This window comes from Ekhidna sp., from assembly GCF_965247405.1.
Taxonomy (GTDB): Bacteria; Bacteroidota; Bacteroidia; order Cytophagales; family Cyclobacteriaceae; genus Ekhidna.
On sequence record NZ_OZ252014.1, the window covers coordinates 1,450,200 to 1,474,733 of the forward strand.

General features: G+C 40.4%; 23 protein-coding genes. 16 read left to right on the forward strand and 7 right to left on the reverse strand.

The window, feature by feature from the left end; genetic code table 11:
* Nucleotides 1-22: 22 nt before the first annotated feature.
* Nucleotides 23-2,737, reverse strand: coding sequence for a 2-oxoglutarate dehydrogenase E1 component (locus ACP14Y_RS06485; RefSeq protein WP_424962148.1), 2,715 nt, complete (start codon nucleotides 2,735-2,737; stop codon nucleotides 23-25).
* Nucleotides 2,738-3,038: 301 nt separating this feature from the next.
* Here ACP14Y_RS06485 and ACP14Y_RS06490 point away from each other — a divergent pair, with 301 nt between their 5' ends.
* From ACP14Y_RS06490 to ACP14Y_RS06565, 16 genes are all read left to right on the forward strand, one after another.
* On the forward strand, nucleotides 3,039-3,749 hold the full coding sequence (locus ACP14Y_RS06490; protein WP_424962149.1) for a 30S ribosomal protein S16: 711 nt from the start codon (nucleotides 3,039-3,041) through the stop codon (nucleotides 3,747-3,749).
* Between the two features lie 6 nt (nucleotides 3,750-3,755).
* A complete protein-coding gene (gene rimM, locus ACP14Y_RS06495) occupies nucleotides 3,756-4,277 on the forward strand; it encodes a ribosome maturation factor RimM (protein WP_424962150.1) in 522 nt (173 codons plus the stop codon).
* Between the two features lie 9 nt (nucleotides 4,278-4,286).
* On the forward strand, nucleotides 4,287-4,961 hold the full coding sequence (gene trmD / locus ACP14Y_RS06500; RefSeq protein ID WP_424962151.1) for a tRNA (guanosine(37)-N1)-methyltransferase TrmD: 675 nt from the start codon (nucleotides 4,287-4,289) through the stop codon (nucleotides 4,959-4,961).
* 89 nt (nucleotides 4,962-5,050) lie between these two features.
* Nucleotides 5,051-5,986, forward strand: a complete 936-nt coding sequence (locus tag ACP14Y_RS06505; protein WP_424962152.1) for a hypothetical protein — start codon at nucleotides 5,051-5,053, stop codon at nucleotides 5,984-5,986.
* Between the two features lie 178 nt (nucleotides 5,987-6,164).
* Nucleotides 6,165-6,668, forward strand: coding sequence for a hypothetical protein (locus tag ACP14Y_RS06510; protein WP_424962153.1), 504 nt, complete (start codon nucleotides 6,165-6,167; stop codon nucleotides 6,666-6,668).
* Nucleotides 6,661-8,295 carry a tetratricopeptide repeat-containing sensor histidine kinase gene (locus ACP14Y_RS06515; protein WP_424962154.1) on the forward strand — a complete coding sequence of 545 codons (1,635 nt, stop codon included), beginning with the start codon at nucleotides 6,661-6,663 and terminating at the stop codon, nucleotides 8,293-8,295. Before ACP14Y_RS06510 ends, ACP14Y_RS06515 begins: the two co-directional genes overlap by 8 nt.
* Nucleotides 8,292-8,906 carry a response regulator gene (locus ACP14Y_RS06520; RefSeq protein WP_424962155.1) on the forward strand — a complete coding sequence of 205 codons (615 nt, stop codon included), beginning with the start codon at nucleotides 8,292-8,294 and terminating at the stop codon, nucleotides 8,904-8,906. Before ACP14Y_RS06515 ends, ACP14Y_RS06520 begins: the two co-directional genes overlap by 4 nt.
* A 75-nt stretch (nucleotides 8,907-8,981) precedes the next feature.
* Nucleotides 8,982-9,347: a 50S ribosomal protein L19 gene (gene rplS / locus ACP14Y_RS06525; protein WP_349563707.1), complete on the forward strand. Its 366-nt coding sequence runs from the start codon at nucleotides 8,982-8,984 to the stop codon at nucleotides 9,345-9,347.
* Between the two features lie 63 nt (nucleotides 9,348-9,410).
* Nucleotides 9,411-10,181, forward strand: coding sequence for a diaminopimelate epimerase (dapF, locus tag ACP14Y_RS06530; protein ID WP_424962156.1), 771 nt, complete (start codon nucleotides 9,411-9,413; stop codon nucleotides 10,179-10,181).
* 197 nt (nucleotides 10,182-10,378) lie between these two features.
* Complete coding sequence (gene secA, locus ACP14Y_RS06535) at nucleotides 10,379-13,732, forward strand: preprotein translocase subunit SecA (RefSeq protein ID WP_424962157.1); 3,354 nt, start codon at nucleotides 10,379-10,381, stop codon at nucleotides 13,730-13,732.
* Complete coding sequence (locus ACP14Y_RS06540) at nucleotides 13,714-14,208, forward strand: SPOR domain-containing protein (RefSeq protein WP_424962158.1); 495 nt, start codon at nucleotides 13,714-13,716, stop codon at nucleotides 14,206-14,208. The genes secA and ACP14Y_RS06540 overlap by 19 nt, the downstream gene beginning before the upstream one ends.
* Nucleotides 14,201-15,391, forward strand: coding sequence for a M20 metallopeptidase family protein (locus tag ACP14Y_RS06545; protein WP_424962159.1), 1,191 nt, complete (start codon nucleotides 14,201-14,203; stop codon nucleotides 15,389-15,391). Before ACP14Y_RS06540 ends, ACP14Y_RS06545 begins: the two co-directional genes overlap by 8 nt.
* A gap of 187 nt (nucleotides 15,392-15,578) precedes the next feature.
* Nucleotides 15,579-17,288: a Na/Pi cotransporter family protein gene (locus ACP14Y_RS06550; RefSeq protein ID WP_424962160.1), complete on the forward strand. Its 1,710-nt coding sequence runs from the start codon at nucleotides 15,579-15,581 to the stop codon at nucleotides 17,286-17,288.
* Between the two features lie 32 nt (nucleotides 17,289-17,320).
* Nucleotides 17,321-18,466: a Na/Pi symporter gene (locus ACP14Y_RS06555; RefSeq protein WP_424962161.1), complete on the forward strand. Its 1,146-nt coding sequence runs from the start codon at nucleotides 17,321-17,323 to the stop codon at nucleotides 18,464-18,466.
* Nucleotides 18,467-18,490: 24 nt separating this feature from the next.
* Nucleotides 18,491-18,850: a phage holin family protein gene (locus ACP14Y_RS06560; protein ID WP_424962162.1), complete on the forward strand. Its 360-nt coding sequence runs from the start codon at nucleotides 18,491-18,493 to the stop codon at nucleotides 18,848-18,850.
* Nucleotides 18,828-19,193: a hypothetical protein gene (locus ACP14Y_RS06565; RefSeq protein ID WP_424962163.1), complete on the forward strand. Its 366-nt coding sequence runs from the start codon at nucleotides 18,828-18,830 to the stop codon at nucleotides 19,191-19,193. The genes ACP14Y_RS06560 and ACP14Y_RS06565 overlap by 23 nt, the downstream gene beginning before the upstream one ends.
* Here the strand turns inward: ACP14Y_RS06565 and ACP14Y_RS06570 are convergent.
* From ACP14Y_RS06570 to panC, 6 genes are all read right to left on the reverse strand, one after another.
* Nucleotides 19,190-20,104: a helix-turn-helix domain-containing protein gene (locus ACP14Y_RS06570; RefSeq protein ID WP_424962164.1), complete on the reverse strand. Its 915-nt coding sequence runs from the start codon at nucleotides 20,102-20,104 to the stop codon at nucleotides 19,190-19,192. The two genes, ACP14Y_RS06565 and ACP14Y_RS06570, sit on opposite strands and share 4 nt — an antisense overlap.
* Before the next feature lie 114 nt (nucleotides 20,105-20,218).
* Nucleotides 20,219-21,358 (reverse strand): acyl-CoA dehydrogenase, encoded by a 1,140-nt coding sequence (locus ACP14Y_RS06575; RefSeq protein WP_424962165.1) that lies wholly within the window; start codon nucleotides 21,356-21,358, stop codon nucleotides 20,219-20,221.
* Between the two features lie 121 nt (nucleotides 21,359-21,479).
* Nucleotides 21,480-22,169, reverse strand: a complete 690-nt coding sequence (locus ACP14Y_RS06580) for a zinc metallopeptidase (protein WP_424962166.1) — start codon at nucleotides 22,167-22,169, stop codon at nucleotides 21,480-21,482.
* Between the two features lie 92 nt (nucleotides 22,170-22,261).
* Nucleotides 22,262-23,248, reverse strand: a complete 987-nt coding sequence (locus ACP14Y_RS06585) for a lysylphosphatidylglycerol synthase transmembrane domain-containing protein (RefSeq protein WP_424962167.1) — start codon at nucleotides 23,246-23,248, stop codon at nucleotides 22,262-22,264.
* Nucleotides 23,249-23,253: 5 nt separating this feature from the next.
* The gene (gene panD, locus ACP14Y_RS06590; protein WP_424962168.1) at nucleotides 23,254-23,604 is read right to left on the reverse strand and encodes an aspartate 1-decarboxylase; all 351 of its coding nucleotides are present in this window, start codon (nucleotides 23,602-23,604) and stop codon (nucleotides 23,254-23,256) included.
* A 6-nt stretch (nucleotides 23,605-23,610) separates the two neighbouring features.
* A complete protein-coding gene (gene panC, locus ACP14Y_RS06595) occupies nucleotides 23,611-24,462 on the reverse strand; it encodes a pantoate--beta-alanine ligase (protein WP_424962169.1) in 852 nt (283 codons plus the stop codon).
* Nucleotides 24,463-24,534: the final 72 nt, after the last annotated feature.

Consider the following 24,534-nt stretch of genomic DNA (forward strand, 5'->3'; position numbering starts at 1 on the left):
TTTATATTCTTAATCAGATAAATCAAATTTCAAACGCTTGCTTCACAAGGGTCTCCTGCTCCTCTTTATGAACTTTAGAAAATCCAGTTGCAGGTGATGCACTTATCCGTCTGGATATCACGTTGAGATCCATATTGATTCGCATATTGATAAAGCTCCAGGCTCCCATATTTTTTGGCTCCTCCTGAACCCACACAAGTTTTGGATTATTATACTTCTTAAGGATCGCATCAATTTGTTTTTGAGGCCATGGGTATAACTGCTCTATTCGAACAATGGCTATATCTTTTGCTTTCTTTTTCTTCTGTTCCTCAAGAAGATCGAAATAAACCTTTCCAGAACAGAAAAGCACTTTTTTTACATTCTTGTTGGTAACATAGTCATCACCAATTACCTCCTGGAATCTGCCAGAAGTGAATTCTTTCATTGGCGAAACAACTCCCTGATGCCTTAATAGTGACTTTGGAGAAAAGATTACTGCTGGCTTTCTGAACTCCCAGGCTACCTGCCTCCTCATCAAATGGAAGATGTTAGCTGATGTGGTAAGGTTCGCTATTATGATATTCTCATTGGCACACATTTGAAGAAACCGCTCCATCCGTGCACTGGAATGCTCCGGACCTTGTCCTTCATACCCATGTGGAAGAAGCATTACCAGACCATTCATTCTTTGCCACTTACTCTCCGCACTGGTAATGAATTGATCAATCATGATCTGCGCTCCGTTGGCAAAATCACCAAATTGTGCTTCCCAAATAACAAGCGCGTTTGGAGTAGCCATAGCGTAACCATATTCGAAACCTAACACTCCATATTCTGACAGTAGTGAATTGTAAATTCTTAGAGGCTGCTGCTCTTCTTGAATGTGATTCAACCCACAATACGGTTCATTGGTATTGGAATCAAAGAAATAAGCATGTCGATGTGAGAAGGTGCCACGCTTTACATCCTGACCGGACATACGTACGATTGTGCCTTCTGCCAGCAATGATCCATACGCCAGCAATTCGGCATCTGCCCAGCCCAGCTCTTTCTTTTCAAAAAAACTTGCTTTACGATCCTTCAGAAGTTTTTCAATCTGGCGTAGCGGTTTAAATCCTTTTGGAACTTCCGTGATTGCTTTGGCTACCTTTTGAATAAGCTCTTCTGAAATGGATGTATCTGGCGACTTGTCGAAATCTTTAGCATCTGAACGTCTAAGATGATCCCATTCTTCTTCAATTTTCTGAGGCTTATATGGTAAAGGTCTTTCCTTTATCTCGTTTAGGCGGTTTTGCAATCGCTGCTTAAAATCTTTGTCTAGCTTCTTAACCTCATTATCATCCAAATCACCTCTTTCTGTTAAGTACTTGACATATACTTCCCTTGGGTTCGGATGCTTGCCAATTGCGTTGTAAAGCTTTGGTTGTGTAAACTTTGGCTCATCGCTTTCATTATGTCCATGCCTTCTGTAACACAACATGTCAATGAAAATGTCTTTCTTGAACTTCTGTCGATACTCAACTGCCAGGTTCGCAGCAAAGTTTACTGCTTCAGCATCATCACCATTTACATGAAGAATTGGTGCATCGACGATCTTCGCTAAATCTGTACAATAGATACTGGAACGAGCATCAGCAAAATCAGTAGTAAATCCAACCTGATTGTTAATAACAAAATGGATTGTTCCTCCTGTTTTGTATCCTTCCAGTAAGGACATCTGAACACATTCATAAACAATGCCCTGTCCGGCTACTGCTGCATCCCCATGGATAAGAACCGGAATTGCTTTACCCATATCCCCTTTGTATTCATCGTCAATCTGAGCTCTTGAATATCCTAGAACTACCGGATCGACTGCTTCCAGGTGTGATGGGTTTGGTGCCAGCTTGACGTACATCTTTTTACCAGCCGAAGTTTCCATATGAGAAGAATATCCCAGGTGATACTTCACATCTCCATCTCCCATGGTCAGATCCACTTCCTGATTCCCTTCGAATTCAGAAAATATCTCCTCATAGGTTTTGCCCATGATGTTGGCAAGCACATTGAGTCTCCCACGGTGAGCCATACCGATCATCACCTCTTCAGCATCAAGCTCTGCAGCTTTATTTATTACTTTATCCAAAGCCGGAATCATGTTTTCTCCTCCTTCAAGGGAGAAACGTTTCTGTCCCAAAAACTTTGTGTGAAGAAAATTCTCAAAAACAACTGCCTCGTTCAACTTGGAAAGAATCCGATGCTTTTCTTCTCTGGACGGATCGATATTGGCACCTTCTGTCTCTACCTTATTCCTAAACCACTCGTGAATATCAGAATCGCGGACATGGTTATACTCAAAGCCAATATGACCGGAATAAACCTTCTTAAGTCGTTCAATAATCTTTTTTAGGGGAGCTTTTCCTAAACCGATTTCACTTCCAACTTCAAACTCTGTATCAAGATCTTCTTTTGAAAGTCCAAAATCTTCCAGTTCCAATCGAGTAGAATGTTTGCGGCGCTCCCTTACCGGATTTGTATCTGCAACAAGGTGAGCATAGGACCTGTGATTGTAAATAAGGTTTCTAACTGCCGTCTCTTTAGGAGTAGCAAGCTGCTGACCGTCTCCTTTTTCACCATATTGCTCCTGCCCAAATTCAAATCCTTCAAAAAACTTTTTCCAAGATTCATCAATGCTATCAGGATCTTCTTTGTAAGATTTAAAAAGCTCGTCAAGATAATTGCCGTGGGCGTTGGCGATGTAAGAATATTTATCCATATTCAATTTTGTTGTGAAACAAAGGTATATTCAATAAAGTTTCTTTGAAAACCGTAAAATCGGCTTTACGAATACACATAGAAAAATTCACTGATAACCAGCTAGTTGAATATTTCAAAAAATAGCATTCAGAGAAGCAGAGTGTACATTTAAATTTTACTGATAGATCACCGCCAAAAACACAACGACTTCCGCATTAGTTTTCTTTTGCCTCTAACTTTCTCACTACGAGAAAAATAGACTACATTTGCGCTCCATTTTTAAAACTTTTGATGGACGAGTTCCATAAACAAAAAGAATTATGCCAGTAAAAATTAGACTAGCGCGTCGAGGACGCAAGAAGCAAGCCATGTACGATGTAGTAGTGGCAGACAGTAGAGCACCACGAGATGGTCGCTTTATTGAAAAGATTGGTACCTACAATCCAAACACTGACCCAGCTTCCATTAAGTTGGATAATGACAAGGCGTTTGATTGGGTGATGAAAGGAGCACAGCCTACAGATACTGTTAGAGCAATGCTCTCATACCGAGGTATCATGATGAAGAAACACCTGCAAGTGGGTGTGAACAAAGGAGCTATTACTCAGGAAGAAGCTGACAAAAAGCTGGAGACCTGGATGAAAGATAAAGAATCTAAAATCCAAGGCAAAGTAGAAAAACTTGCTAAGGTTAAGGCAGATAAGAAGAAGGCTGCACTTGAAGCTGAGAAGAAAGTAAGTGATGCAAGAGCTGAAGAGTTGAAGAAGCGAGCACAAGAAGCAGAAGCTGCATTGGTTGAAGAGATCAAGGAAGGTGGAGCTGAAGGTGACGAAGATGTAGCTGAGGATGCTGCAGAAGTAGAAGAAGCTCAAGCTACTGAAGCTCCAAAAGAAGAGCCGAAGGCAGAGGTGAAAGAAGAAGCCAAGGAAGAACCTAAAGCTGAAGCAAAGGAGGAAGCTCCGGCTGAAGAAGCAAAGGAGGAACCTAAAGCTGACGCCTCAGAAAAAGAAGACGACAAAAAAGAAGGTTAATCTGCGATGAAGCAGACTGATTGCTACCAACTTGGGGAAGTAATCAAGACCCACGGTCTTAAAGGTGAAGTCTCTATTCTTCTAGATGTCGACTTCCCTGATGAATACCAAAATTTGGAATCAGTATTCTTGGAACAATCCGGAAAACTGGTTCCTTTTTTTATTGATACCATTCAAATCAATGGGAAAAAAGCATTGGTTCAGTTTGAGGATATTCAATCTTTGGACGATGCAAAAGAATTGATCAAATCAAAACTTTTTCTGTCACTTTCCTCATTACCTAAACTAGAACAAGGCCAGTATTACTTTCATGAATTAATAGGATGCAATGTATATGAAGGTCATACGCAACTTGGTGAAATCGCCCAGATTATTGACTTGAATGGCAACCAACTAATCTCTGTAGATAATAAAGGCAAGGAAATCCTCATCCCACTTAAAGACGAGTTATTAATTACTGTCGATATTGAAAACAAGAAGGTAGTAGTTAACCTTCCTGATGGGCTATTGGATATATATAATGATTAACTTCATACCATGAGGATTGACATCATTACATGTTTGCCCAACCTCTTTGAAGGCCCTCTTACACAGAGCATTGTGAAGCGATCCATGGACAAGGGTCTGGTAGAGTTGGAAATCCACAATCTGCGAGATTACGCTACAGGTAAGCATCAACATGTAGATGACTATGCGTTCGGAGGTGGTGCTGGTATGGTTTTGATGATTGAACCCATTGATAAATGTATTTCCCAACTCAAAGAAAAAAGAAAATATGACGAGGTGATCTACCTCACTCCTGATGGCGAAACGTATAACCAGTCTATCGCCAATTCGCTATCACTTAAAGAGAATTTCATTTTTCTGTGCGGCCATTATAAAGGGGTAGATCAAAGAGTAAGAGATCATTTGGTGACTAAAGAAATCAGCATTGGAGACTATGTACTTTCGGGGGGTGAATTAGCAGCAATGATTTTGGCTGACTCCCTCATTAGACTAGTGCCTGGAGTATTAAATGACGAAACCTCAGCACTATCTGACTCATTCCAGGATAACTTATTAGCTCCTCCTGTTTACACAAGGCCCGCAGAATACAAAGGATGGAAGATTCCGGAAATATTGAAATCCGGCCATGAAGCTAAAATAGAAGCCTGGAGAAACGAACAAGCCTTTAAAAGAACCGAGAAAAGAAGACCGGATCTACTTCAATAAGCCGTTTGACAGGATTTAAAAATACCCCTAAGGAGGTATTTGATTGTAGTATCTTTTTGTATCTTTTTGATTAACAAATCACAATAGCCATGAAGACACTTTACAATTCAATTAAAATCTTAAGCCTACTGCTTGGATTTTCGACTTTGCTTTTCATCACCAGTTGCGGTGGTGGAGATGACGGTGATGCAGCTCCAGATGACGCAAATGCATACTTAAACGAGAATGTAAGCCTCCCAGCAGGTAGTTTTACTGTTAGTGCAGACCAGGTAACTGAAACCAATGATGTAGTGGTATCAAGCTCTGGGTCTGGCTCTACCATGCAGGTTGTTGGAGGCCAGCAGGTAAGTGTTAGCATCCCTTTTACTGCAGCCAACAGCAATGTAACGCATGCTGGAATGCGATTCGGAGACAGTGGAGATATTATCATGATCCCAATCCCTGCTGCAAATGGGAACAGTAGTGGGACACTTGATTTCACGTTTGGAATTCCTGCAGACATATGTGAAAACCTAAATGACATCTGTCACGATATTCGATGCTATGAATTCGCCGTAACCTCAGACGGTAGTGGTGGACAGTTTCAGGTTTCCAGAGCCAATATCAATCAACTAGCTTCTGCATGTGGAGGGTGTGATGAGCCTCAGTGCGTTGCACTACTTGGTGAGAACTGTGGTGCTCAGGGTGGAGACGGTGACCCAAGATTTAATTTAACATGGAGTCCTGCTGGTGTTGACTTGGATCTACACGTACGAGAACCAGACGGTACTTTAATCGGATTTTCTGGAGTCAGCTCTTCAAGCAGTGGGGGCATATGGGATGTTGATTGTACAAGTAGCTGTACCGATGAAAACATTACATGGCCTGACGGTGGCCCTTCTGGTACGTACCAATTCTATGTAAACCATTTTAGCGGAGGGACTGCATCCTATCAGATTCGTGTTTTTGATGGGGGAAGAGTCGTTCAAAGTCAATCTGGAACTATTTCAGATGGGGACTCACCTACCTATAGCTATTCAAGATAAAATGAAATTATTTTGATTTTTAAAGCCCTCTTCGGAGGGCTTTTTTTATTTAAAAATACCCCTGGAAGGGTATTTTAAATTAACACAAACCGGCAGACCTTTATAGCAGATAGGCAAATCATCAACTGGATTCAATATTTTTAAGTAAACCAATTAACTAACCTAAACTTTTAGAAAAATGAAAAATTTACTATTTCTATTAATCGGTGCAATTGTAGGTGCATTGTTATGTTACTTGCTATTAAGACAAAATGGAAACTCAGGCTCAACTTTTGATCTTTCTCACTATTATGAACCACATATCACCGCAATTCACAAGAATTCTGATCCAACGAAGCACTTTTACAGTGTGATGATGGTAGTAAAAAAAGGTCAAAATGTCTATATCGATGAAGACAATAGCCAAGGAAGTAAATATGATATAGCCTTCACCTTTAATGAAGTTGGAAAGCCATTAAGTCCTCTGGAGAGATTTCCGTTGAATTCAGAATATGAGTTGCACCTATATGATTTTCAAATTAGCAATGTGAATAACATGGCCGATTATGAAGAATCTATCTTTCGAGCGGTAGTCAATGATCCTCCAACTGGACATCCACATGATCACCCTAAAACCCTTCACCTTGGCACTGTCCATAAACCAGGATTTGGAGGAAAGTTAGAAAAAACCCAAAATGAATAAGAGACTAATTATTTGTGTATGGATTATTCTAAAAATTAATACCCTTTATTCTCAGGGATTTGAGGAAGGACTAAAAAGAGCTAAGCAACTCTCGGATAGCCTGAAATATGATCAGGCTATCCTTCATCTGCAAGATTTGTTGGTGAAAGCAGAAGAGAGTAAAAACGACACCATAACAATTGATGTATTAATAAAATTAGGATCCGCCTACTTAGATGTAGAAAAAAATGAGATTGGAATCAATTACTATAAAAGAGGTCTTCAAATAGCAAAAAAAAACCATAGAGAGGATAAAGCAGCAATGGCTTTTTATGGATTAGGAGCCGCTTTCCAACAAATGGAGAGATACGATTCCTCTAAATATTATTATAAAAAAGCAATCGGTTTTTTTGAAAATTCAAATAATCAATTAACTCTCAGCTATCTATTCAGCAATCTTAGTTTACTTTTTTTCCATACCAATCAATTCGATTCTATGGAATATTATTCAAAAGCCGCATTAGATATCCAAACTAAAATTGGAGATAAATATGGATCTGGGGCCAGCTATTCAAATCTAGGGCTAATAGCTAGAGAAAGTAAAGATTATGTTTCTGCCATTCAATACTATCGGAAGAGTATGTCTGATTACGCAGAGATGAATTTCACCAAAGGATATTCAGAATCATTAAGATATCTGGCGATCACTTATTATATGCTAAATCAGACTGACAGTGCAGCAAGATATTTTTATATGTATGATTCCATAGGGCATGACATTCTACACAAGGATTATCAGGATAAAATTCTAGAATTAGAAACAAAATTCAGAACTGCAGAAGTTGAAAGAGACAATGCCATCAAACAGGCTGAGATAGAAGAAAATAAGCGGCAATTACTGATACTTTATATATTCATCTTTTTCCTAATAACCACATCAATCTTGTCATATATTCTTTTTAACCAAAGAAGAAAAAGACTAAAACTAGCTTCAGAAAAAACCATCCATAACCTCCTTGCTGAACAAGAAATGAAAGCAACTCATGCACTTCTGGAAGGTCAGGACAAGGAAAGGAAACGCATTGCGGCAGAACTGCATGACAACCTTGGTAGCATTCTGGTAACCCTCAATATGTATGCAGATGCGCTCCAAACAAAAAAGCCCAAAGAAATGCCCGCAATAGCAAATAAAATTGCTGAGGTTGCCCAATTGGCCAATGAAGAATCCAGAAAAATCTCTCACAGCCTTGATTCGGGAATGCTCAAGCATTTTGGATTAGAGGCAGCCATCAATCAACTGACAGATGCTGTCGCATCTGCAAGAGATATAACATTCAATCTTTCACTACAGACAGACAGAATATCATCTGATGCAGCTTTAGAGATATATCGCATTATTCAGGAACTGGTTAACAATACACTCAAACATGCACATTGTAACAGAGTCAATTTAGAATTAACACAAGTAGGCAAAGCTTTATCCTTGATCTATGAAGACAATGGTGTGGGTTTCAATCGATCTGAAATTAAATCTGGCATGGGACTAAAAAACATAGAAAATCGCGTGCAAAAGTTAGACGGAGAACTCACCATCGATTCTTCAAAGGGGAAAGGCAGCACATTTATCATTGAAATTCAGGATTTATGAAAACCACAGATATATTGATAGCCGACGATCATCAAATCGTCATCGATGGTCTTAAACTGGTGCTTAGTTCCCGGGAAGATTTTAATGTCATTGGTCAAGCTTCAAACGGTCTTGAAGTCTTAGAATTTCTATCCCAAAACAGAGCAGATGTAGTAGTGCTCGACATCAATATGCCGGAAATGGATGGAATCAAATGTGCCAAAAAAATCAAATCCCTATACCCTGACATTAAAATCATCATTTTAACCATGTATGCACAAAAATCTTTCGTTGAAGAGATTGTGAAAATTGGGATAGATGGATGTTTGTTAAAAAACAATACAGGTAAAGAACTTTCAGATGCAATCGCCAGGGTAACCAGTGGTAAGTCATATTACGATCAAATTCAAAGCTTTTCAAAAGAGGAGGTCAAACAAAACTATACCCTCAGCGATCGTGAATTGGAAATTATCCGAAAGCTAGGTGATGGCATGACCAGCTCCCAAATTGCCAGTGACCTTTACATCTCAGAACATACGGTAAAAACGCATCGGAAAAACATTTTAAGAAAGCTAGATTTGCATAGCAGCTCGGAGCTCATTCAATACGCGCTAAACAATGGAATTATTTAGTGCAATCTCTTTTTTTCCAATACTTATTTCTATATTTGCACTCCTTTTTCAAAACACTCAGCAAAGAGTACAGAAATGAGCACAGAATTATTGAAAGTAGTAGAGGAAGAATACAAAGACATTAGATCTAAGTTTCCTTCATTTGGCCCTGGTGACACAATCAACGTTCACTATAAAATTAAAGAAGGTAACAAGGAGCGTGTGCAGCAGTTCCAAGGCACTGTAATGCAAGTGAGAAACCAAAATTCTAACGGAGAGACCTTCACCGTAAGAAAAGTTTCTGGTGATATCGCTGTAGAAAGAATCTTCCCTATCCTTACTCCAAACCTCGAGAAGATCGAAGTGCTAAGAAAAGGAAAAGTAAGAAGAGCAAAACTTTACTACTTAAGAGGAAGAAAAGGAAAAGCCGCTCGAATCAAAGAGAAACTTTCTTCCAAATAAAAATATTCAATCCCGCTAGTTGCGGGATTTTTTTTGCTCATTATCCTGTTAAATTAGCTTCTCATGAAGCTCCAGTTCTCAAAATATCAGGGCACAGGTAATGACTTTATCCTCATCGATGACCGAGAGGAAACATTTCCTGCTAGTAAAGACCTTGTTGAAAAACTCTGTGACCGACGATTCGGCATTGGTGCAGATGGACTAATTCTCATTCAAAATCACCCCGACCTAAGCTACCGAATGGTTTATTACAACTCAGACGGATCTCAAAGCCTATGTGGGAATGGCTCTCGCTGCGGTTTTACATTTGCTCAGAGTTTAGGGATAGTAGGCCAATCAGCCACTTTTGAAACTACTGATGGTGTCCATGAAATTAAAGAGCAGGATAACCTTATCCACTTTCAGCTTTTTGATGTCAATGAGATCAGTAAATTAAACGATCAGGAATGGTATATCAATACCGGGTCTCCACATCACATTGTTATCATCCATAATGTTGAAAACGAGGATATTGTCACCAAAGGACGCCACATCCGTAATCAAGAAGCTTATTCCAGCCAAAATGGCACGAATGTGAATTTTGCACAGCTTTTGCAGGACAGGGTGAAAATTAGAACCTATGAAAGAGGTGTTGAAGATGAAACATTAAGCTGTGGTACAGGTGCTACTGCAGTTGGCATCATGGCCGGGAACCTGGGATTTGAGAGTCCTGTACAGATTCAAACACAGGGAGGAGCACTTAGTGTTTCCTTCCAAAGAGAAGGTGATAAATTCACCAATATTTGGTTGGCAGGGCCGGCAAAAAAAGTGTTTGAAGGAAGTGTGACAATCTGACCATCTTACAATTAAATGAATGTCAAAAAATACAAACACTGATTTTTAGAATAGTAAATGGATTTTTTGACAGAATTCCATGTGTGCATTTGAAAAATGGCAAAATACACATGAAACCATTATAACTTTAAGGTCTTTTACAAAAGGCTAATTTGGAAACAAACGATCCGTATAGGATCTACAAATAAAAATTTTCAATGCTAAACTCGATTACGAAGGGATTCGCCAAAATTTTTGGTACGAAAACAGAGAAGGATTTAAAAGAACTTAATCCTTACGTTGGACTCATCAATACTGAATTTGAGAAGCTAAGAAACATCACAGATGATGAGTTACGTGGCAAAACCACCGAGCTTAAGGGAATTATCAAAGACCGACTAAAGGATATTGATGATCAAATTGAAGCGCTACACAAACAAGTGGATGAGGATAAGTCCCTGGATGTTCATCAAAAAGAAGAAATTTTCGCACAAATAGACAAGCTGGAGAGCGACCGTGACGAAGAACTGGAAAAAGTACTAATCGAAATCCTTCCTTCGGGCTTTGCAGTGGTGAAAGAAACCGCACGGAGATTCGCTGAGAATGAGAAAATTGTCGTTACCGCCACCCAACACGACAAAGAAATAGCTGCCAAAAAAGACAATGTAGAAATCAGCGGTGAAACAGCCACCTGGAAAAACAAGTGGAAAGCAGCCGGAACAGAAGTTGTCTGGAACATGGTTCACTACGATGTGCAGCTCATTGGCGGAGTAGTACTCCATCAGGGTAAAATCGCTGAGATGCAGACCGGTGAGGGGAAAACGCTGGTCGCCACACTCCCAGCTTATCTCAATGCATTGGCAGAAAGAGGCGTGCATATCGTAACAGTGAATGATTATCTGGCGAAACGAGACTCAGAGTGGAATGCACCAATTTTTGAATTCCATGGATTGACCATTGATTGTATAGACAACCACCAACCAAACTCACCGGAACGAAGAAAAGCTTATCAGGCCGACATTACCTACGGTACCAACAATGAATTTGGCTTTGATTACCTAAGGGACAATATGTCCAGAAGCCCAGAAGAGCTGGTGCAGAAAAAACACCACTATGCCATGGTGGATGAGGTTGATTCCGTACTCATTGATGACGCCAGAACACCCTTGATTATTTCAGGCCCCATCCCGAAAGGTGATGAGCACGAGTTTTACGATTTAAAACCTCGTATTCAGCGGCTTGTAGATGCGCAACGCAAGCTGGTAAGTGATTACCTGAACGAAGCAAAAAAACTGATTAAAGAAGGCAAAGAAGGCGAAGCAGGGCTTCCGCTCTTCAGGGCATTTAGAGGTCTTCCAAAGAATAAACCACTCATTAAGTTCATGAGTGAGACGGGCATCAAACAGATCCTTCAGAAGACAGAAAACATTTATCTGGCAGACAATCAAAAGCGTATGCCGGAAGCTGACGAACCGCTCTATTTTACGATCGATGAAAAAATCAATAGCATTGACCTGACCGAAAAGGGTATTGATCTGATTACCGGTGAGGGAGAAGACGCAAACTTTTTTATCCTTCCTGATATTGGTGATGAGATTGCTAAACTTGAAAAAGCCGAAGAACTTTCTGAGAATGAAAAACTCCAGAAAAAGGAGGAGATCATTCGAGATTACAATATAAAAGGTCAACGAATCCACTCTGTCAACCAATTGCTAAAAGCATACTGCATGTATGAAAAAGATACGGAGTATGTGGTGATGGATGACAAGGTAAAAATTGTAGATGAGCAAACCGGTCGTATCATGGAGGGTCGCCGTTACTCCGACGGATTACACCAAGCAATTGAGGCTAAGGAGAATGTGAAGGTTGAGGACGCCACTCAAACATACGCGACTGTAACCCTTCAGAACTACTTCCGAATGTATCACAAGCTTGCCGGTATGACAGGAACCGCAGAAACGGAAGCCGGAGAGTTTTGGGACATCTACAAGATGGATGTGGTGGTTATCCCAACTAATAAGCCAATCGCTAGAAATGACGAAAACGACAAGGTTTATAAGACCATGCGCGAGAAGTTCAATGCAGTCGCTGAAGAGGTGGTAGAATTGACTCAAGCAGGAAGACCAGTGTTAGTAGGTACCACATCTGTGGAGATATCTGAGCTTTTAAGTAGAATGCTCAAAATGCGAAACATCAACCACCAGGTGTTGAATGCGAAGCAGCACGCCAAAGAGGCAGATGTAGTAGCTGAAGCAGGTAAACCAGGAACAGTAACGATCGCTACCAACATGGCGGGTCGTGGTACAGACATCAAGCTGACACCTGAAGTGAAAGAAGCCGGAGGCCTTGCCATTATCGGCACAGAAAGACACGAATCCAGACGGGTAGACAGACAGCTTAGGGGTCGTTCAGGTCGTCAGGGAGACCCTGGATCTTCTCAGTTCTACGTTTCTCTTGAAGATAACCTCATGCGTCTCTTCATGTCAGACAGAGTAGCGAAAATCATGGATCGTCTGGGACTGCAGGAAGGTGAAGTGATTCAGCATTCAATGATTACGAAATCCATTGAGCGAGCGCAGAGAAAAGTAGAAGAAAACAACTTTGCGATTCGTAAGAACCTCCTTGAGTATGACGATGTGATGAACAGTCAGCGGGAAGTGATTTACAAGCGACGAAGAAATGCGCTTTACGGAGAACGCCTAGAATTGGATATTCTCAATATGCTGCTTGAAACATGTGAGGACATTATATTCAATGCGAAGGGCACCAACGACCTGGATAGTCTGAAGCTGAACGCGATTTCTATTCTTGGCTTGGATTTCAACCTTACTCAGGAGGAACTTGAGAAAGGTGATGAAAATACGTTGGTAAACAAGCTATATGATGAAGCCCTTAAGAGCTATCAGCAGAAAAATCAGATCATCAAGGATAAAGCACTTCCTATTCTAAAACAACTGGAGCTTACGCGTGGTGCTACTCTGGAAAATGTATTGGTGCCTTTTACTGATGGCAAAAAACAAATTGGAACATCAGTTAATCTAAAGAAAGCAGTCGAGACAGAGGGACAGGAAGTGATCCTTGAGATGGAGAAAATGATTGCTTTGGCTACCATCGATTTGCTTTGGAAAGAACACCTAAGAGAAATGGATGACCTTCGCCAAAGCGTGCGAAATGCACAGTATGAACAAAAAGATCCACTTTTGATCTATAAGTTCGAAGGGTTTGAAATGTTCAAACGTTTCATTGGAAGAGTAAATGAGGAAACTGTCTCATTCCTGATGAAAGCGGAGATTCCGGTAGAACAGGCTGATGATGTGCAAGCCGCACAAAAGCAAAAGACTGCCCGAAACTACAAAGAGCAAAAAGAAGAAAGCCGATCTGCGCTGGCCGGACCACAAGGTGGAAACCGACCACCAGTGCAGCAGCAAACTCAGCCGGCACAATCTCAAAAGATTGCTAGCAGAAACCAGCGTGTGAACGTGCAATATGCAGACGGATCAGTGAAGAAAGATGTGAAATACAAAACAGTAGAAGACGACATCAAAAACAATAAATGCGTACTTATCGACTGATTATATTATGCTTTTTAGCAGCTTGTAAAGCGACCACTCCAACTTCAACGAGCGTCTATTCCGAGGATTTGAGTATACATCGGCCAGTGATGATGGAATTGGAATTGGATAGTGTAGAAACAACGCAGGAAGTTATAACTGAACCGTATGTGCCGCTAACCGGACATATCAATGCCGAACTGGATAGCATCGCCAAGGTGGCCTATGAGCAGAATAAAGACGGACAATACGTAGATGGTTTCGTTATTCAGGTCTACTCTGGAAATAGTCGTCAGGAGGCCAACGATGCGCGCTACAAGATGAACGAGTATTTTCCTGAATTAAGTCCAAAAGTGTCCTATCATCAGCCTAACTTCAGAGTGAAAGCAGGCAAGTTCACTAATCGATTGAGAGCCCATCGGGTATATGCAGAAGTGAAAGAAGAGTTTCCAAGAGCATTACTTATCCCGGAAAGATTTCTTCTTAAATATGAGTGATCTGATTCACCAAATAAAGAAATTAGCTGAATCCTTTTTCGAAGAAATTCTTGAAATAAGGCATCACATTCATGCCAACCCTGAGCTTTCTTTTGAGGAGCATAATACCGCAGCATTCATTGAAGAAAAGCTGAAATCATTCGGCATTCAAGATGTACAACGAATAGCTAAAACAGGGGTCACATTTTGCCTGGAAGGAAAAGAAAAGGGGAAAACCATTGCGCTAAGAGCGGATATCGATGCGCTTCCTATTAAGGAAGCAAATGATGTCCCTTACAAATCAAAAAAAGAGGGAGTGATGCATGCCTGCGGGCATGATGTGCATACCTCAAACTTATTAGGCGTTGCTAAAATTCTTTCTCAGCTCACCGATCAGTTTAAGGGGACCATTAAATTTATCTTTCAACCTGCTGAAGAAAAATCTCCGGGTGGAGCTTCAATCCTGATCAAAGAAGGCATACTGAAAAATCCTGCTCCTACTACTATTTTGGGCCAACACGTGATGCCTCTGATCCCTGAAGGTAAAGTTGGTTTTCGGCCTGGAAAATACATGGCCAGCGCCGATGAAGTTTATCTAACAGTGAAAGGTAAAGGTGGACATGCGGCTATGCCGGAAAACTTCGTAGATCCGATTGCCATTGCCAGCCAGATCATTGTTTCCTTGCAACAGATTGTCAGCAGGATGGCTAATCCTAAAACGCCCTCTGTGCTTTCATTTGGTAAAATCGTGGGCGGAAATGTGAATAATGTCATCCCTGATGAAGTGAAAATTGACGGCACCTTCCGCACATTTGATGAAAAATGGAGAAAAGAGGCACTCCAAAAAATTAGAGATATTTCAACCGCTATTGCCTCGTCTATGGGCGGGTCATGTGAGGTGGATATCGCATCAGGATATCCGTTTCTAGTAAATGACGAAGCATACACACAACGAAACATAGAAGCAGCTAAGGCATACATGGGTAAAGAAAATGTCGTAGAGCTGGATCTTTGGATGGCAGCTGAAGATTTTGCTTTCTACTCCCATGAAGTGCCCGGATGTTTCTATCGCCTGGGTACTCGAAATGAGGAAAAAGGAATCATTTCAGGTGTTCATACGCCTACATTCAACATTGATGAAAATGCCCTCAAAACCGGGATGGGATTAATGGCATTCCTGGCTGTTCATGAGTTGAATAGCTAGGGCAATATTCATTTTTCAGCATCCAAGATTACCTAATTGTTAAGAAGCGAAGATTCTTCTTCATAGTTTGGATGGGTATGTATTTTAAATGATTGATATTCAATTGATTAAAACTGTCATCAATTAAATATTCACATAATATATACCTGATACTCAACTACTATCTTTGCGATCATATTTCTAGCAGATGCAGTACGGACTTTTTGAAATCTTAAATCTTCTTGGTGCACTTGGTTTTTTCATTTATGGAATGAAAGTAATGAGTGAGGGCATCCAAAAGGTTGCAGGAGCAAAAATGAGAAACATTCTTAGCTCCATGACCTCAAATCGTTTCAAGGGAGTTTTCACTGGCTTCACTATCACTAGCTTAGTACAATCATCTTCAGCTACCACCGTTTTGGTGGTAAGTTTTGTAAATGCGGGATTGCTTTCTCTAACTGAATCTATTGGTGTGATTATGGGAGCTAATATTGGAACCACAATCACCGCCTGGTTGATTTCCATCTTTGGTTTCAAGGTCAAAATTGCCACATACGCACTTCCTATTATTGCGTTTGGGTTTCCGTTGATGTTTTTCAATAGGGATAAATTAAAATTTTGGGGTGAGGTTTTAGTTGGTTTTGCCCTGCTTTTTATGGGGCTATCTCTACTGAAGGATTCGGTTCCTGACTTAAATGAGAATCCTGAAATACTTGCTTTCCTAAGCAATTATACAGATTTGGGTTTCATCTCTATTCTCCTCTTTGTAGGAATTGGCACTGTTATTACGGTAGTTGTCCAATCTTCAAGTGCGGCTATGGCTCTTACTTTGGTAATGGCCAATAATGGCTGGATTCCATTCGAATTGGCAGCAGCAATGGTATTGGGTGAAAATATCGGAACTACCATCACAGCGAATCTTGCCGCTCTAGTTGGAAATGTTCATGCTAAGCGGGCAGCTCTCTCACACTTCATCTTCAACATATTTGGGGTCATATGGATACTAGTGCTAATGAAGCCAGCACTTAATCTGGTTGATTGGTACCTGGTCTCCAATGGATTTGCTTCACCCTTCACCTCTGCAACAGGAATTCCAGTAGGTCTATCAGTATTTCATTCTGTATTCAATATTCTTAATACGCTATTTCTAATCTGGTTTGTAAAGTTTATTGCTCAAGTAGTGACTCGAACCATTAAGTCCACTGGTGAGGATGAATTTCATTTAGAGTACATAAGTACCGGCATGATGAATACTGCTGAGCTTTCAATCGAAGAAGCTAGAAAAGAATCGGTGAGGATGGGTGAGCTTGTCCAGAAAATGTCGAAAAAATTCCAGGACTTGATAGATGAGAAGAAGCAAAAGAAGCAAAAGAAGCTCTTAAAGAAGATCAGAGACTATGAGGTTATGACCGACCGGATGGAGCATGAGATTTCAGAATATTTGATGAAGGTAACAACCAGTGGAACCCTGAGTGACTCAAGTATGCAAAAAACCACTAGTCTTTTCAGTGCGATAAATGACATGGAACGTATCGGCGATTTGTTCTTTCAAATGTCACGTGACGTTGAACGTATACTTAAAAGTGAAAAATCTTTTAGGAATAAACAGCTGAAAAACCTCCAAAAGATGATGATTCTGGTAGATGAGGCTTTGAGCATAATGGCAACAAATCTTGCCATTACAAGCAAAAGTGTATCGCTTGAGTCTGCTGTTCTGAAGGAAAATGAAATCAACAAATTCAGAAATGATTTACGTAAAGATCTTACCAGGGATATAGAAAAAGAAAAATATGACCCGCAAAGGGATGGCTGGTACAAAGATCTTTTCCATTTATGCGAAAAAGTAGGTGATCATGCAATCAATGTCTCTGAGGCAATGACTGGAGAAAAAGAAAGGGAATTAAAAGAAGAAATATAAGACAAGTGATTTCACATTACTTATTGTCCAGTATGAATCAGCAATCCTACCTATCTATCTTAACTAAAGCGATCGTTATTATCATTTCGATCCTCTTCTTCTTGCTCTCTATTGAGCTACTTGGATCTTCAATAGGTGCACTAACCGGAGGAATGACTGAGAATATCAGCCAGGTAACAGCCAATCCTTTCATCGGACTTTTCATTGGGCTTTTATCAACAGCATTGCTGCAAAGCAGCTCAACCACTACTTCCATAGCTGTTGCCGCAGTAGCCTCAGGAGCAATTAGTCTTCAGAATGCCATACCAATTATCATGGGAGCCAATGTGGGTACCACGATTACAAGTACCATCATTTCCATGAGCTACATCTCTAAACAAAAAGAGTTTAGACGGGCTGTGGCAGCTGGTACCTCTCACGATTTTTTCAATATTCTAACGGTACTTATTTTATTCCCATTGGAGGTGAACTACCGATTTCTTGAGAAGATCAGTGCCTCTATTTCATCGAGCATCCACATAACTGGAAGGTCAGGCATTGGCAGCTCCGGTGAGTATGGATTTACTTCCCTTTTTGAAACGAGTACCGACTGGCTTGTTTCAACCCTAGGGCCCATCCTCTCTCTATTGGCCGGAGTAGTGTTGATCTTTACATGTATAAAATTCATTTCTAAATGGCTTTATAAAATCTTGATAGGTCGTACCAAGGATCGATTCGAAAACGTAGTATTCAAAAACAAATTTCGAGCATTTAGCTGGGGGCTGATCATAACCTCAGTGGCCCAGTCCAGTTCATTGACCACCTCTCTGATCGTTCCGCTTGTAGCTACCGGCAAGGTAAAAATCAAAAAAGCTTTTCAGTTTATTTTAGGAGCTAATATTGGCACGACTATTACCGCACTAATAGCGGCTATTTTCCAGTCAGAGGCAGCCATCAGTCTGGCAATCGTTCATTTGCTCTTTAACCTGATCGGTGTGATGGTGTTTTTCCTGATCCCCTATCTGTCTAAAATACCCGTCTACCTGGCCAAGAAAATGGGTAGAATCACCATGAAGATTAGATTGGTAGGTTTTGCCTACATCTTCATTGCTTTTTTCTTGCTTCCTTTTACGTTGATCTATTTCTCAAAATCAATTGAAAACGAGCAAGATCCTGTAGAAGTGACTTCTGAAGATTAGCTTTGTGAACAAACGAAGCTAAATATGGCCTCTTCAGCGAGAAAGGTGATTGATAATATTGTAGAATTCATTGAAGTAAAGACCGAGCAGATTAAACTTCGCATCATTGCTCGTGTCGCTCGTATGCTTTCTGGTGTGCTTGCGCTTTCTGTTGCAGCATTACTTTCCTTTTTCTTCTTGTTCTTTCTCAGCTTTGCTTTTGCTGAGATGATAAATGCTGCACTGGAAAGTACATATTATGGCTTTCTGATAATAGCAGGGGCTTATCTGCTTATTATTATTTTGGTATTTGCACTGGTCAAAAGCAGAAAACTTCAGAAATGGATTGAGAAACTCATTGTTAAACTAGAAGAAGCTAAATATGAGCAAGAAAGGAAACATTGAAGATCGAGTAAGGGCACTTTCCGAGAGGGAAGAAAAGATAAAAAGACAACTCGATAGCGACTCTGATGAAATGAAGGATAAGGCAATACGTGTTGGGAAAATTGCACTTGTTATAGGATTGGTAACACTTGTTGGCTATTGGCTATTCAATGTTTTCGCTGACGAAGATGAAGAGGTAGAAGAAAAACCTAAAAAGAAGAAAAAGAAAAGAAAGTCAAGTGATAGCACCACATCACGAATCACTGCTTTGCTTCTACCCTACCTAAATAGATTTCTGGATGGGGTTTTGGATGATGAAGAGGAGAATAAGAAAGAGAAAAAAGAGATTCAGGAGACTGACTAAACGTTCATCAGCGATTCTCTTCGGCGCATTTTACCAGCCGGAATTCCAAACATCATCTTAAATCGCCTGCAGAAGTATGCGGTATCTTTGTAGCCAACCTCTTTTCCAATATCACGAATGCTCTTCTTACTTGTGCGCAAGAGGTTTACAGCCGCTTCCATTCGCTGGTACTCAATGTAGTCTTGCGGATTGATCCCTGTTAACATTTTGAAATACTGACCTACATAGTCCTCTGAGACATTAGCCACATTTGCTAAGACCTTATTTGAAAGGTCATCAGAAAGATTCTCTTTAATAAAGGTGAAAATATCTATGAGTCTTGGATCCTTGAAGTATGTACTGTTAGTTGCAAGCTTCTCTACGAAAAGGCTATTATTCAAAATATATCGAATCAATTCGATCGTCATATTTTCGGTCAGCACCTTCACAATCCTGTCCCTTCCTGGCATGCTGTCTTTTACTTCATCATTGATCTGCTTAATTAGACCGGCCAGTTTATAATTCTCATCAATTTTGAATGGCGGGATATCCAGCGAGGAAAAGAAGTTAACAGAATCAAAGGCTTTGGCGTCAAAAGCTACATAACTATAGTGCTCATCGCTTACAGAGTGCTCATTGAATGATTTTAGAAACTGGTCTTTATTAGTCAAAAAATCATCTTTGGATAAGATTGTCGGTTCGCCCGCTCCATAACTCATCGATACGGGTCTTCCACCCGGAACAAAGATTACGTCCCCTTCAGATGCTACTTCCTTTTCCTTTCCAAATTTGATTTCGCCTCCTGTCACCAGGATCAGGTAGTTTTCTACCTCGTAGTTGTTGTCGATCGTTACGGGCTTCAAAATATTAATATTTTTAGCCTTCACGAATCGAATTTCTAATGATTCAATGATTTTGTTATAGTCCTCCATTTATAAATAAAGCCGGTTAATCTATTAATAAATAGTAAAATAATAGGACGAATCTAATAATATTCGTCCTTAAAACCTAATAAACGAAGGGTGACCAGTTTTTCAGCTATTGAACTATTTCAATAAACCACGGGAGATGACGATTCGCTGGATTTCCGAAGTTCCCTCATAAATCTGTGTAATCTTGGCATCCCTCATAAGTCTTTCCACATGATACTCCTTCACATATCCGTATCCACCATGTATCTGCACAGCCTCAACTGTTTGTTTCATCGCAACTTCTGACGCGTAAAGTTTGGCCATGGCACTCTCTTGAGAGAAGTCTTCTCCAGCATCTTTCTTCTGAGCGGCTTTTAGGCACAAAAGCCTTGCTGCCTCTATCTGGGTAGCCATATCCGCAAGTTTAAACTGAATGGCCTGGTGCTTGGAAATTTCCACACCAAATGCTTTTCTTTCCTGAGAATATTTCAGAGCAAACTCCATTGCTCCTGATGCAATCCCTAATGCCTGAGCTGCAATTCCAATTCTTCCTCCATTTAGCACATTCATTGCAAACGTAAAACCAAAGCCATCTTCACCGATCCTATTGGCCTTGGGTACCTTTACATCCTGGAACATTAAAGAGTGGGTATCACTACCTCGTATTCCCAGCTTATCTTCTTTTTTGCCTACCGTAAAGCCTTCCATATCTTTCTCCACGATGATGGCGTTGATCCCTTTGTGCTTTTTTTCAGGATCAGTTTGGGCTATTACAATGTAGAAGGATGCTGAGTTTCCATTGGTGATCCAGTTTTTAGTTCCATTTAGCAGGTAATGGTCTCCTTTATCTTCAGCTGTTGTTCGCTGAGAGGTAGCATCTGATCCTGCTTCGGGTTCAGACAAACAAAATGCTCCGATTTTTTGACCGCTAGCCAATGGTTTCAAGTATTTTTCTTTTTGCTCCTCTGTGCCATACTTCTCCAGCCCCCAGCATACCAAAGAATTGTTTACTGACATACACACAGAGGTAGATGCATCGATCTTTGAGATCTCTTCCATAGCAAGGACATATGAAACCGTATCCATTCCACTTCCGCCATATTTTGGATCCACCATCATTCCCATGAATCCAAGCTCTCCAAGTTGCTTTATTTGATCTGCAGGAAACTGCTGCTTCTCATCACGTTCTATTACTCCTGGCAAAAGTTCTTTTTGTGCAAAATCTCTTGCTGCATCTCTAACTGCTAATTGCTCCTCGGTAAAGTTGAAATTCATCTGTCTTTGGATTATGGTTTATATAGAATTGGCCGCAAATATATTCATTGTTATGCATGCAGACTATTAACCAATAAAAAAGCCCCAGTGTTGGGGCTTTTCACTTAAAATTTTGATTTTCTTAATCCCTGTTTCCGAGGAACAGCATAACATAGTATAGAAGTGTAGCAAGGGCACCAAGTGCAGCCACTAAATACGTAGAGGCTGCTGCATTCAACGCATCCTTGGCCATTCTATGCTCCCGATCATCTACAATGTTTCGATCTTGTATCCACGCCAGTGCACGGTTGCTGGCATCATATTCTACAGGAAGTGTCACAAAAGCAAAAAGTGTGAATACACTGTAGCAGGCGATGATCACCAACAATGCAGTGCTTGTTCCAAACATATTCAATCCAAACGCGCCTATGAACATGGCTATGAATACGAAATTGATCACTTTGGCACTAACATTTTGGACAGGCACCATAGCAGACCTGAACTCCAACCAACGATATGCTTTAGCATGCTGAACCGCGTGACCACATTCGTGGGCTGCTACGGCGGCTGCAGCAGCTGATCTTCCGTTATATACATCCGAACTCAGATTCACAGTTTTGTTCGCAGGGTTATAGTGGTCTGTGAGCTTTCCTTGAACAGAGGTTACGCTCACATCATAGATTCCATTATCCCTCAACATTAACTCTGCAATTTCCCTTCCGGAGAGACCGGAACCCAATGTTACCTGTGAGTATTTCTTAAACTTGTTTTTCAGCCTTGTGCTAACAGCCCAGCTGGCGATCATGAACACAACAATGATTACCAATAACATATTTCTATTCTTTTAATTCTTATTTAATACATCGGAATACGACAAAGTATCCGGTGAAGTTACTACCATTTTCAGGCCAATTTTTGACTCTGTCAATTTGTCTCTTTCCTGACTGTTTTTCTCCTGATCACTACAGAAATTATTAATGCCATGCTGCCAAAAAGTGCAATCGCTAAGATTTGCGATGTATGTAATAAGGTAGCTAAAAACACACCTGTGGTTTGATCAATGGAGTAAAGTAAAAGCATGCCCGCGATCATTCCATGATAAGTGCCAAATCCACTTTGAACAGGTAGCGAAAGTGCAATCCCTCCAGTGATTAATAGCATAAACCCAGCACCAAGACCTAAATGAGCAGTTTCTGGCAGTGAAAAGATAATGATGTAAGACATCAAATAGTAAACCACCCACAAAACGACCGTAGAAACAACGAAACCTATCGGCTTTTTTATGTCTTTTAGTGAAAGAAATCCAGCAATAAAACTTTTAATCAACACAGCAAATTTCCCCTTTAGCTTGTCTTGCCTTTTTATAAAAATGATCAATGCAATGACACCAATTAAAGCGAAAGCTATCATTGAGATAACAATGTAAGTCGGGATTTGAAGGTCACTGTATGCTGTTCTGAGAAAGGTGAAGAGTCGTTCAGACTCAACAATCAGACTAATCAAGATTAAAACTAAAAGAGTTAAAACATCGATAATCCGCTCTGTTACCACACTTCCTAAGGAGGATGGAACGGCTACATCATCATTTCTTTTCAGCACTCCACATCTGGTAATCTCCCCTAATCTGGGAAAAGCAAGATTGGCCAGGTATCCTACCAATACAGCTAACGTGGTTCTTGAGGTTTTAAGCTGATAGCCCAGGGGCTCTAGTAAAATATTCCACCGGTAAGCTCTCGCAACATAAGCCACAATCGATAATAAAATGGATGCGATGACCCAGGTGTAATCCACCGTTTTGGCTCTCCTCCAGAATTCAGTCCACTCTATATTTCTAAAAACTAAATAGAGAAGTAACCCTGCCAGACCGATACTGATCAAGGTTTTCAGGAGAATAATTAAGTTTTTGGACATTTAGCTTAAGAACCTAACTTGTTCTTTTCATCAGGAAAAATAACAACGGGCTTGTGCTCGCCAGCTTCTTTTTGATCGATTGAACAATAAGAAATGATTATGACCACATCTCCAACCTGAGCTTTTCTTGCTGCCGGACCGTTCAAACAAATCTGACCTGATCCACGAACACCTTTAATAACATAGGTCTCCAACCGTTCGCCATTGTTGATGTTCACGATCTGCACCTTTTCATTTTCCATCAAATTGGCTGCCTCCATCAAATCCTCATCAATGGTGATGGAGCCCACATAATGCAGCTCTGCCTCTGTGATTTTTACTCTGTGAATCTTGGATTTAAGTACCTCTATTAACATTCCCTGCTATTTGAGGCGCAAATATAAATTATCAATCAGTCTTACGCCCTCTACATAACCAGCAACACATACTGCAAGTTCGCTGAGAGATGAATAATTATCGACAGGTGAAAGGTCATGGGGATCAACCGCTTCTAAATACTCCAAATCAAGTCCTTTCTTTTCATGATACATTTCTTTGCAAGAGTGTAGAAGTTGACTTAGTGGCTGTCCGTTAGCAACCCCTTCCCTGATTTCGTTAAGGCCTTGACTCATAACCGTCGCTATTTTGAGTCCTTCTGATGAAAGCCTGCGATTTCTGGACGAAAGGGCCAATCCTGACTTCTCTCGAATGGTATCTACGCCCACGATCTCACAAGGAAAATTTAAATCCTGACACATTCTTCTGATCAGAATGAATTGCTGCAAGTCCTTTAAACCAAAATAGGCTCTGGTCGGATCAACAAGGTGCAATAATTTGCTAACAATCACGCCCACTCCCTCAAAATGTCCCTTTCTATACTTTCCTTCCAATCGCTCAGCCATGGGACCAAAGTTGATTGACACCTTCGGCTTTTCCGGATACAAAGCCTTTTCATCAGGCATAAAAACAACATCTACATTCTGCTTTTTCAAAAGTTCGGTATCTTCTTCAATGACCCTTGGATATTTTTCCAGATCCGATGGATTATTAAACTGAAGTGGATTCACGAAAATGCTAACGATAGTTACATCGTTTTGCTCATTAGATTTTTTGATTAATGCCAAATGACCATCATGTAATGCACCCATTGTGGGTACAAATCCGATGGATTGAGAATTTCTTTTAAAACCAGAAATTGTGTCAGTAAGCTCGCTTAAGGCGCCAATTGTGCGCATAAAGTAGATTAATTTAAGCGGCTAACTTATTGAAAGCGTTGATAATAAATCAAAAAAATGGTAAATTTGTGG

Coding starts and splice junctions, on each gene's coding strand:
- ACP14Y_RS06485 (WP_424962148.1), bottom strand. CDS start 2,737: ATGGATAAATATTCTTACATCGCCAACGCCCACGGCAATTATCTTGAC.
- ACP14Y_RS06490 (WP_424962149.1), top strand. CDS start 3,039: ATGCCAGTAAAAATTAGACTAGCGCGTCGAGGACGCAAGAAGCAAGCC.
- rimM (WP_424962150.1), top strand. CDS start 3,756: ATGAAGCAGACTGATTGCTACCAACTTGGGGAAGTAATCAAGACCCAC.
- trmD (WP_424962151.1), top strand. CDS start 4,287: ATGAGGATTGACATCATTACATGTTTGCCCAACCTCTTTGAAGGCCCT.
- ACP14Y_RS06505 (WP_424962152.1), top strand. CDS start 5,051: ATGAAGACACTTTACAATTCAATTAAAATCTTAAGCCTACTGCTTGGA.
- ACP14Y_RS06510 (WP_424962153.1), top strand. CDS start 6,165: ATGAAAAATTTACTATTTCTATTAATCGGTGCAATTGTAGGTGCATTG.
- ACP14Y_RS06515 (WP_424962154.1), top strand. CDS start 6,661: ATGAATAAGAGACTAATTATTTGTGTATGGATTATTCTAAAAATTAAT.
- ACP14Y_RS06520 (WP_424962155.1), top strand. CDS start 8,292: ATGAAAACCACAGATATATTGATAGCCGACGATCATCAAATCGTCATC.
- rplS (WP_349563707.1), top strand. CDS start 8,982: ATGAGCACAGAATTATTGAAAGTAGTAGAGGAAGAATACAAAGACATT.
- dapF (WP_424962156.1), top strand. CDS start 9,411: ATGAAGCTCCAGTTCTCAAAATATCAGGGCACAGGTAATGACTTTATC.
- secA (WP_424962157.1), top strand. CDS start 10,379: ATGCTAAACTCGATTACGAAGGGATTCGCCAAAATTTTTGGTACGAAA.
- ACP14Y_RS06540 (WP_424962158.1), top strand. CDS start 13,714: ATGCGTACTTATCGACTGATTATATTATGCTTTTTAGCAGCTTGTAAA.
- ACP14Y_RS06545 (WP_424962159.1), top strand. CDS start 14,201: ATGAGTGATCTGATTCACCAAATAAAGAAATTAGCTGAATCCTTTTTC.
- ACP14Y_RS06550 (WP_424962160.1), top strand. CDS start 15,579: ATGCAGTACGGACTTTTTGAAATCTTAAATCTTCTTGGTGCACTTGGT.
- ACP14Y_RS06555 (WP_424962161.1), top strand. CDS start 17,321: ATGAATCAGCAATCCTACCTATCTATCTTAACTAAAGCGATCGTTATT.
- ACP14Y_RS06560 (WP_424962162.1), top strand. CDS start 18,491: ATGGCCTCTTCAGCGAGAAAGGTGATTGATAATATTGTAGAATTCATT.
- ACP14Y_RS06565 (WP_424962163.1), top strand. CDS start 18,828: ATGAGCAAGAAAGGAAACATTGAAGATCGAGTAAGGGCACTTTCCGAG.
- ACP14Y_RS06570 (WP_424962164.1), bottom strand. CDS start 20,104: ATGGAGGACTATAACAAAATCATTGAATCATTAGAAATTCGATTCGTG.
- ACP14Y_RS06575 (WP_424962165.1), bottom strand. CDS start 21,358: ATGAATTTCAACTTTACCGAGGAGCAATTAGCAGTTAGAGATGCAGCA.
- ACP14Y_RS06580 (WP_424962166.1), bottom strand. CDS start 22,169: ATGTTATTGGTAATCATTGTTGTGTTCATGATCGCCAGCTGGGCTGTT.
- ACP14Y_RS06585 (WP_424962167.1), bottom strand. CDS start 23,248: ATGTCCAAAAACTTAATTATTCTCCTGAAAACCTTGATCAGTATCGGT.
- panD (WP_424962168.1), bottom strand. CDS start 23,604: ATGTTAATAGAGGTACTTAAATCCAAGATTCACAGAGTAAAAATCACA.
- panC (WP_424962169.1), bottom strand. CDS start 24,462: ATGCGCACAATTGGCGCCTTAAGCGAGCTTACTGACACAATTTCTGGT.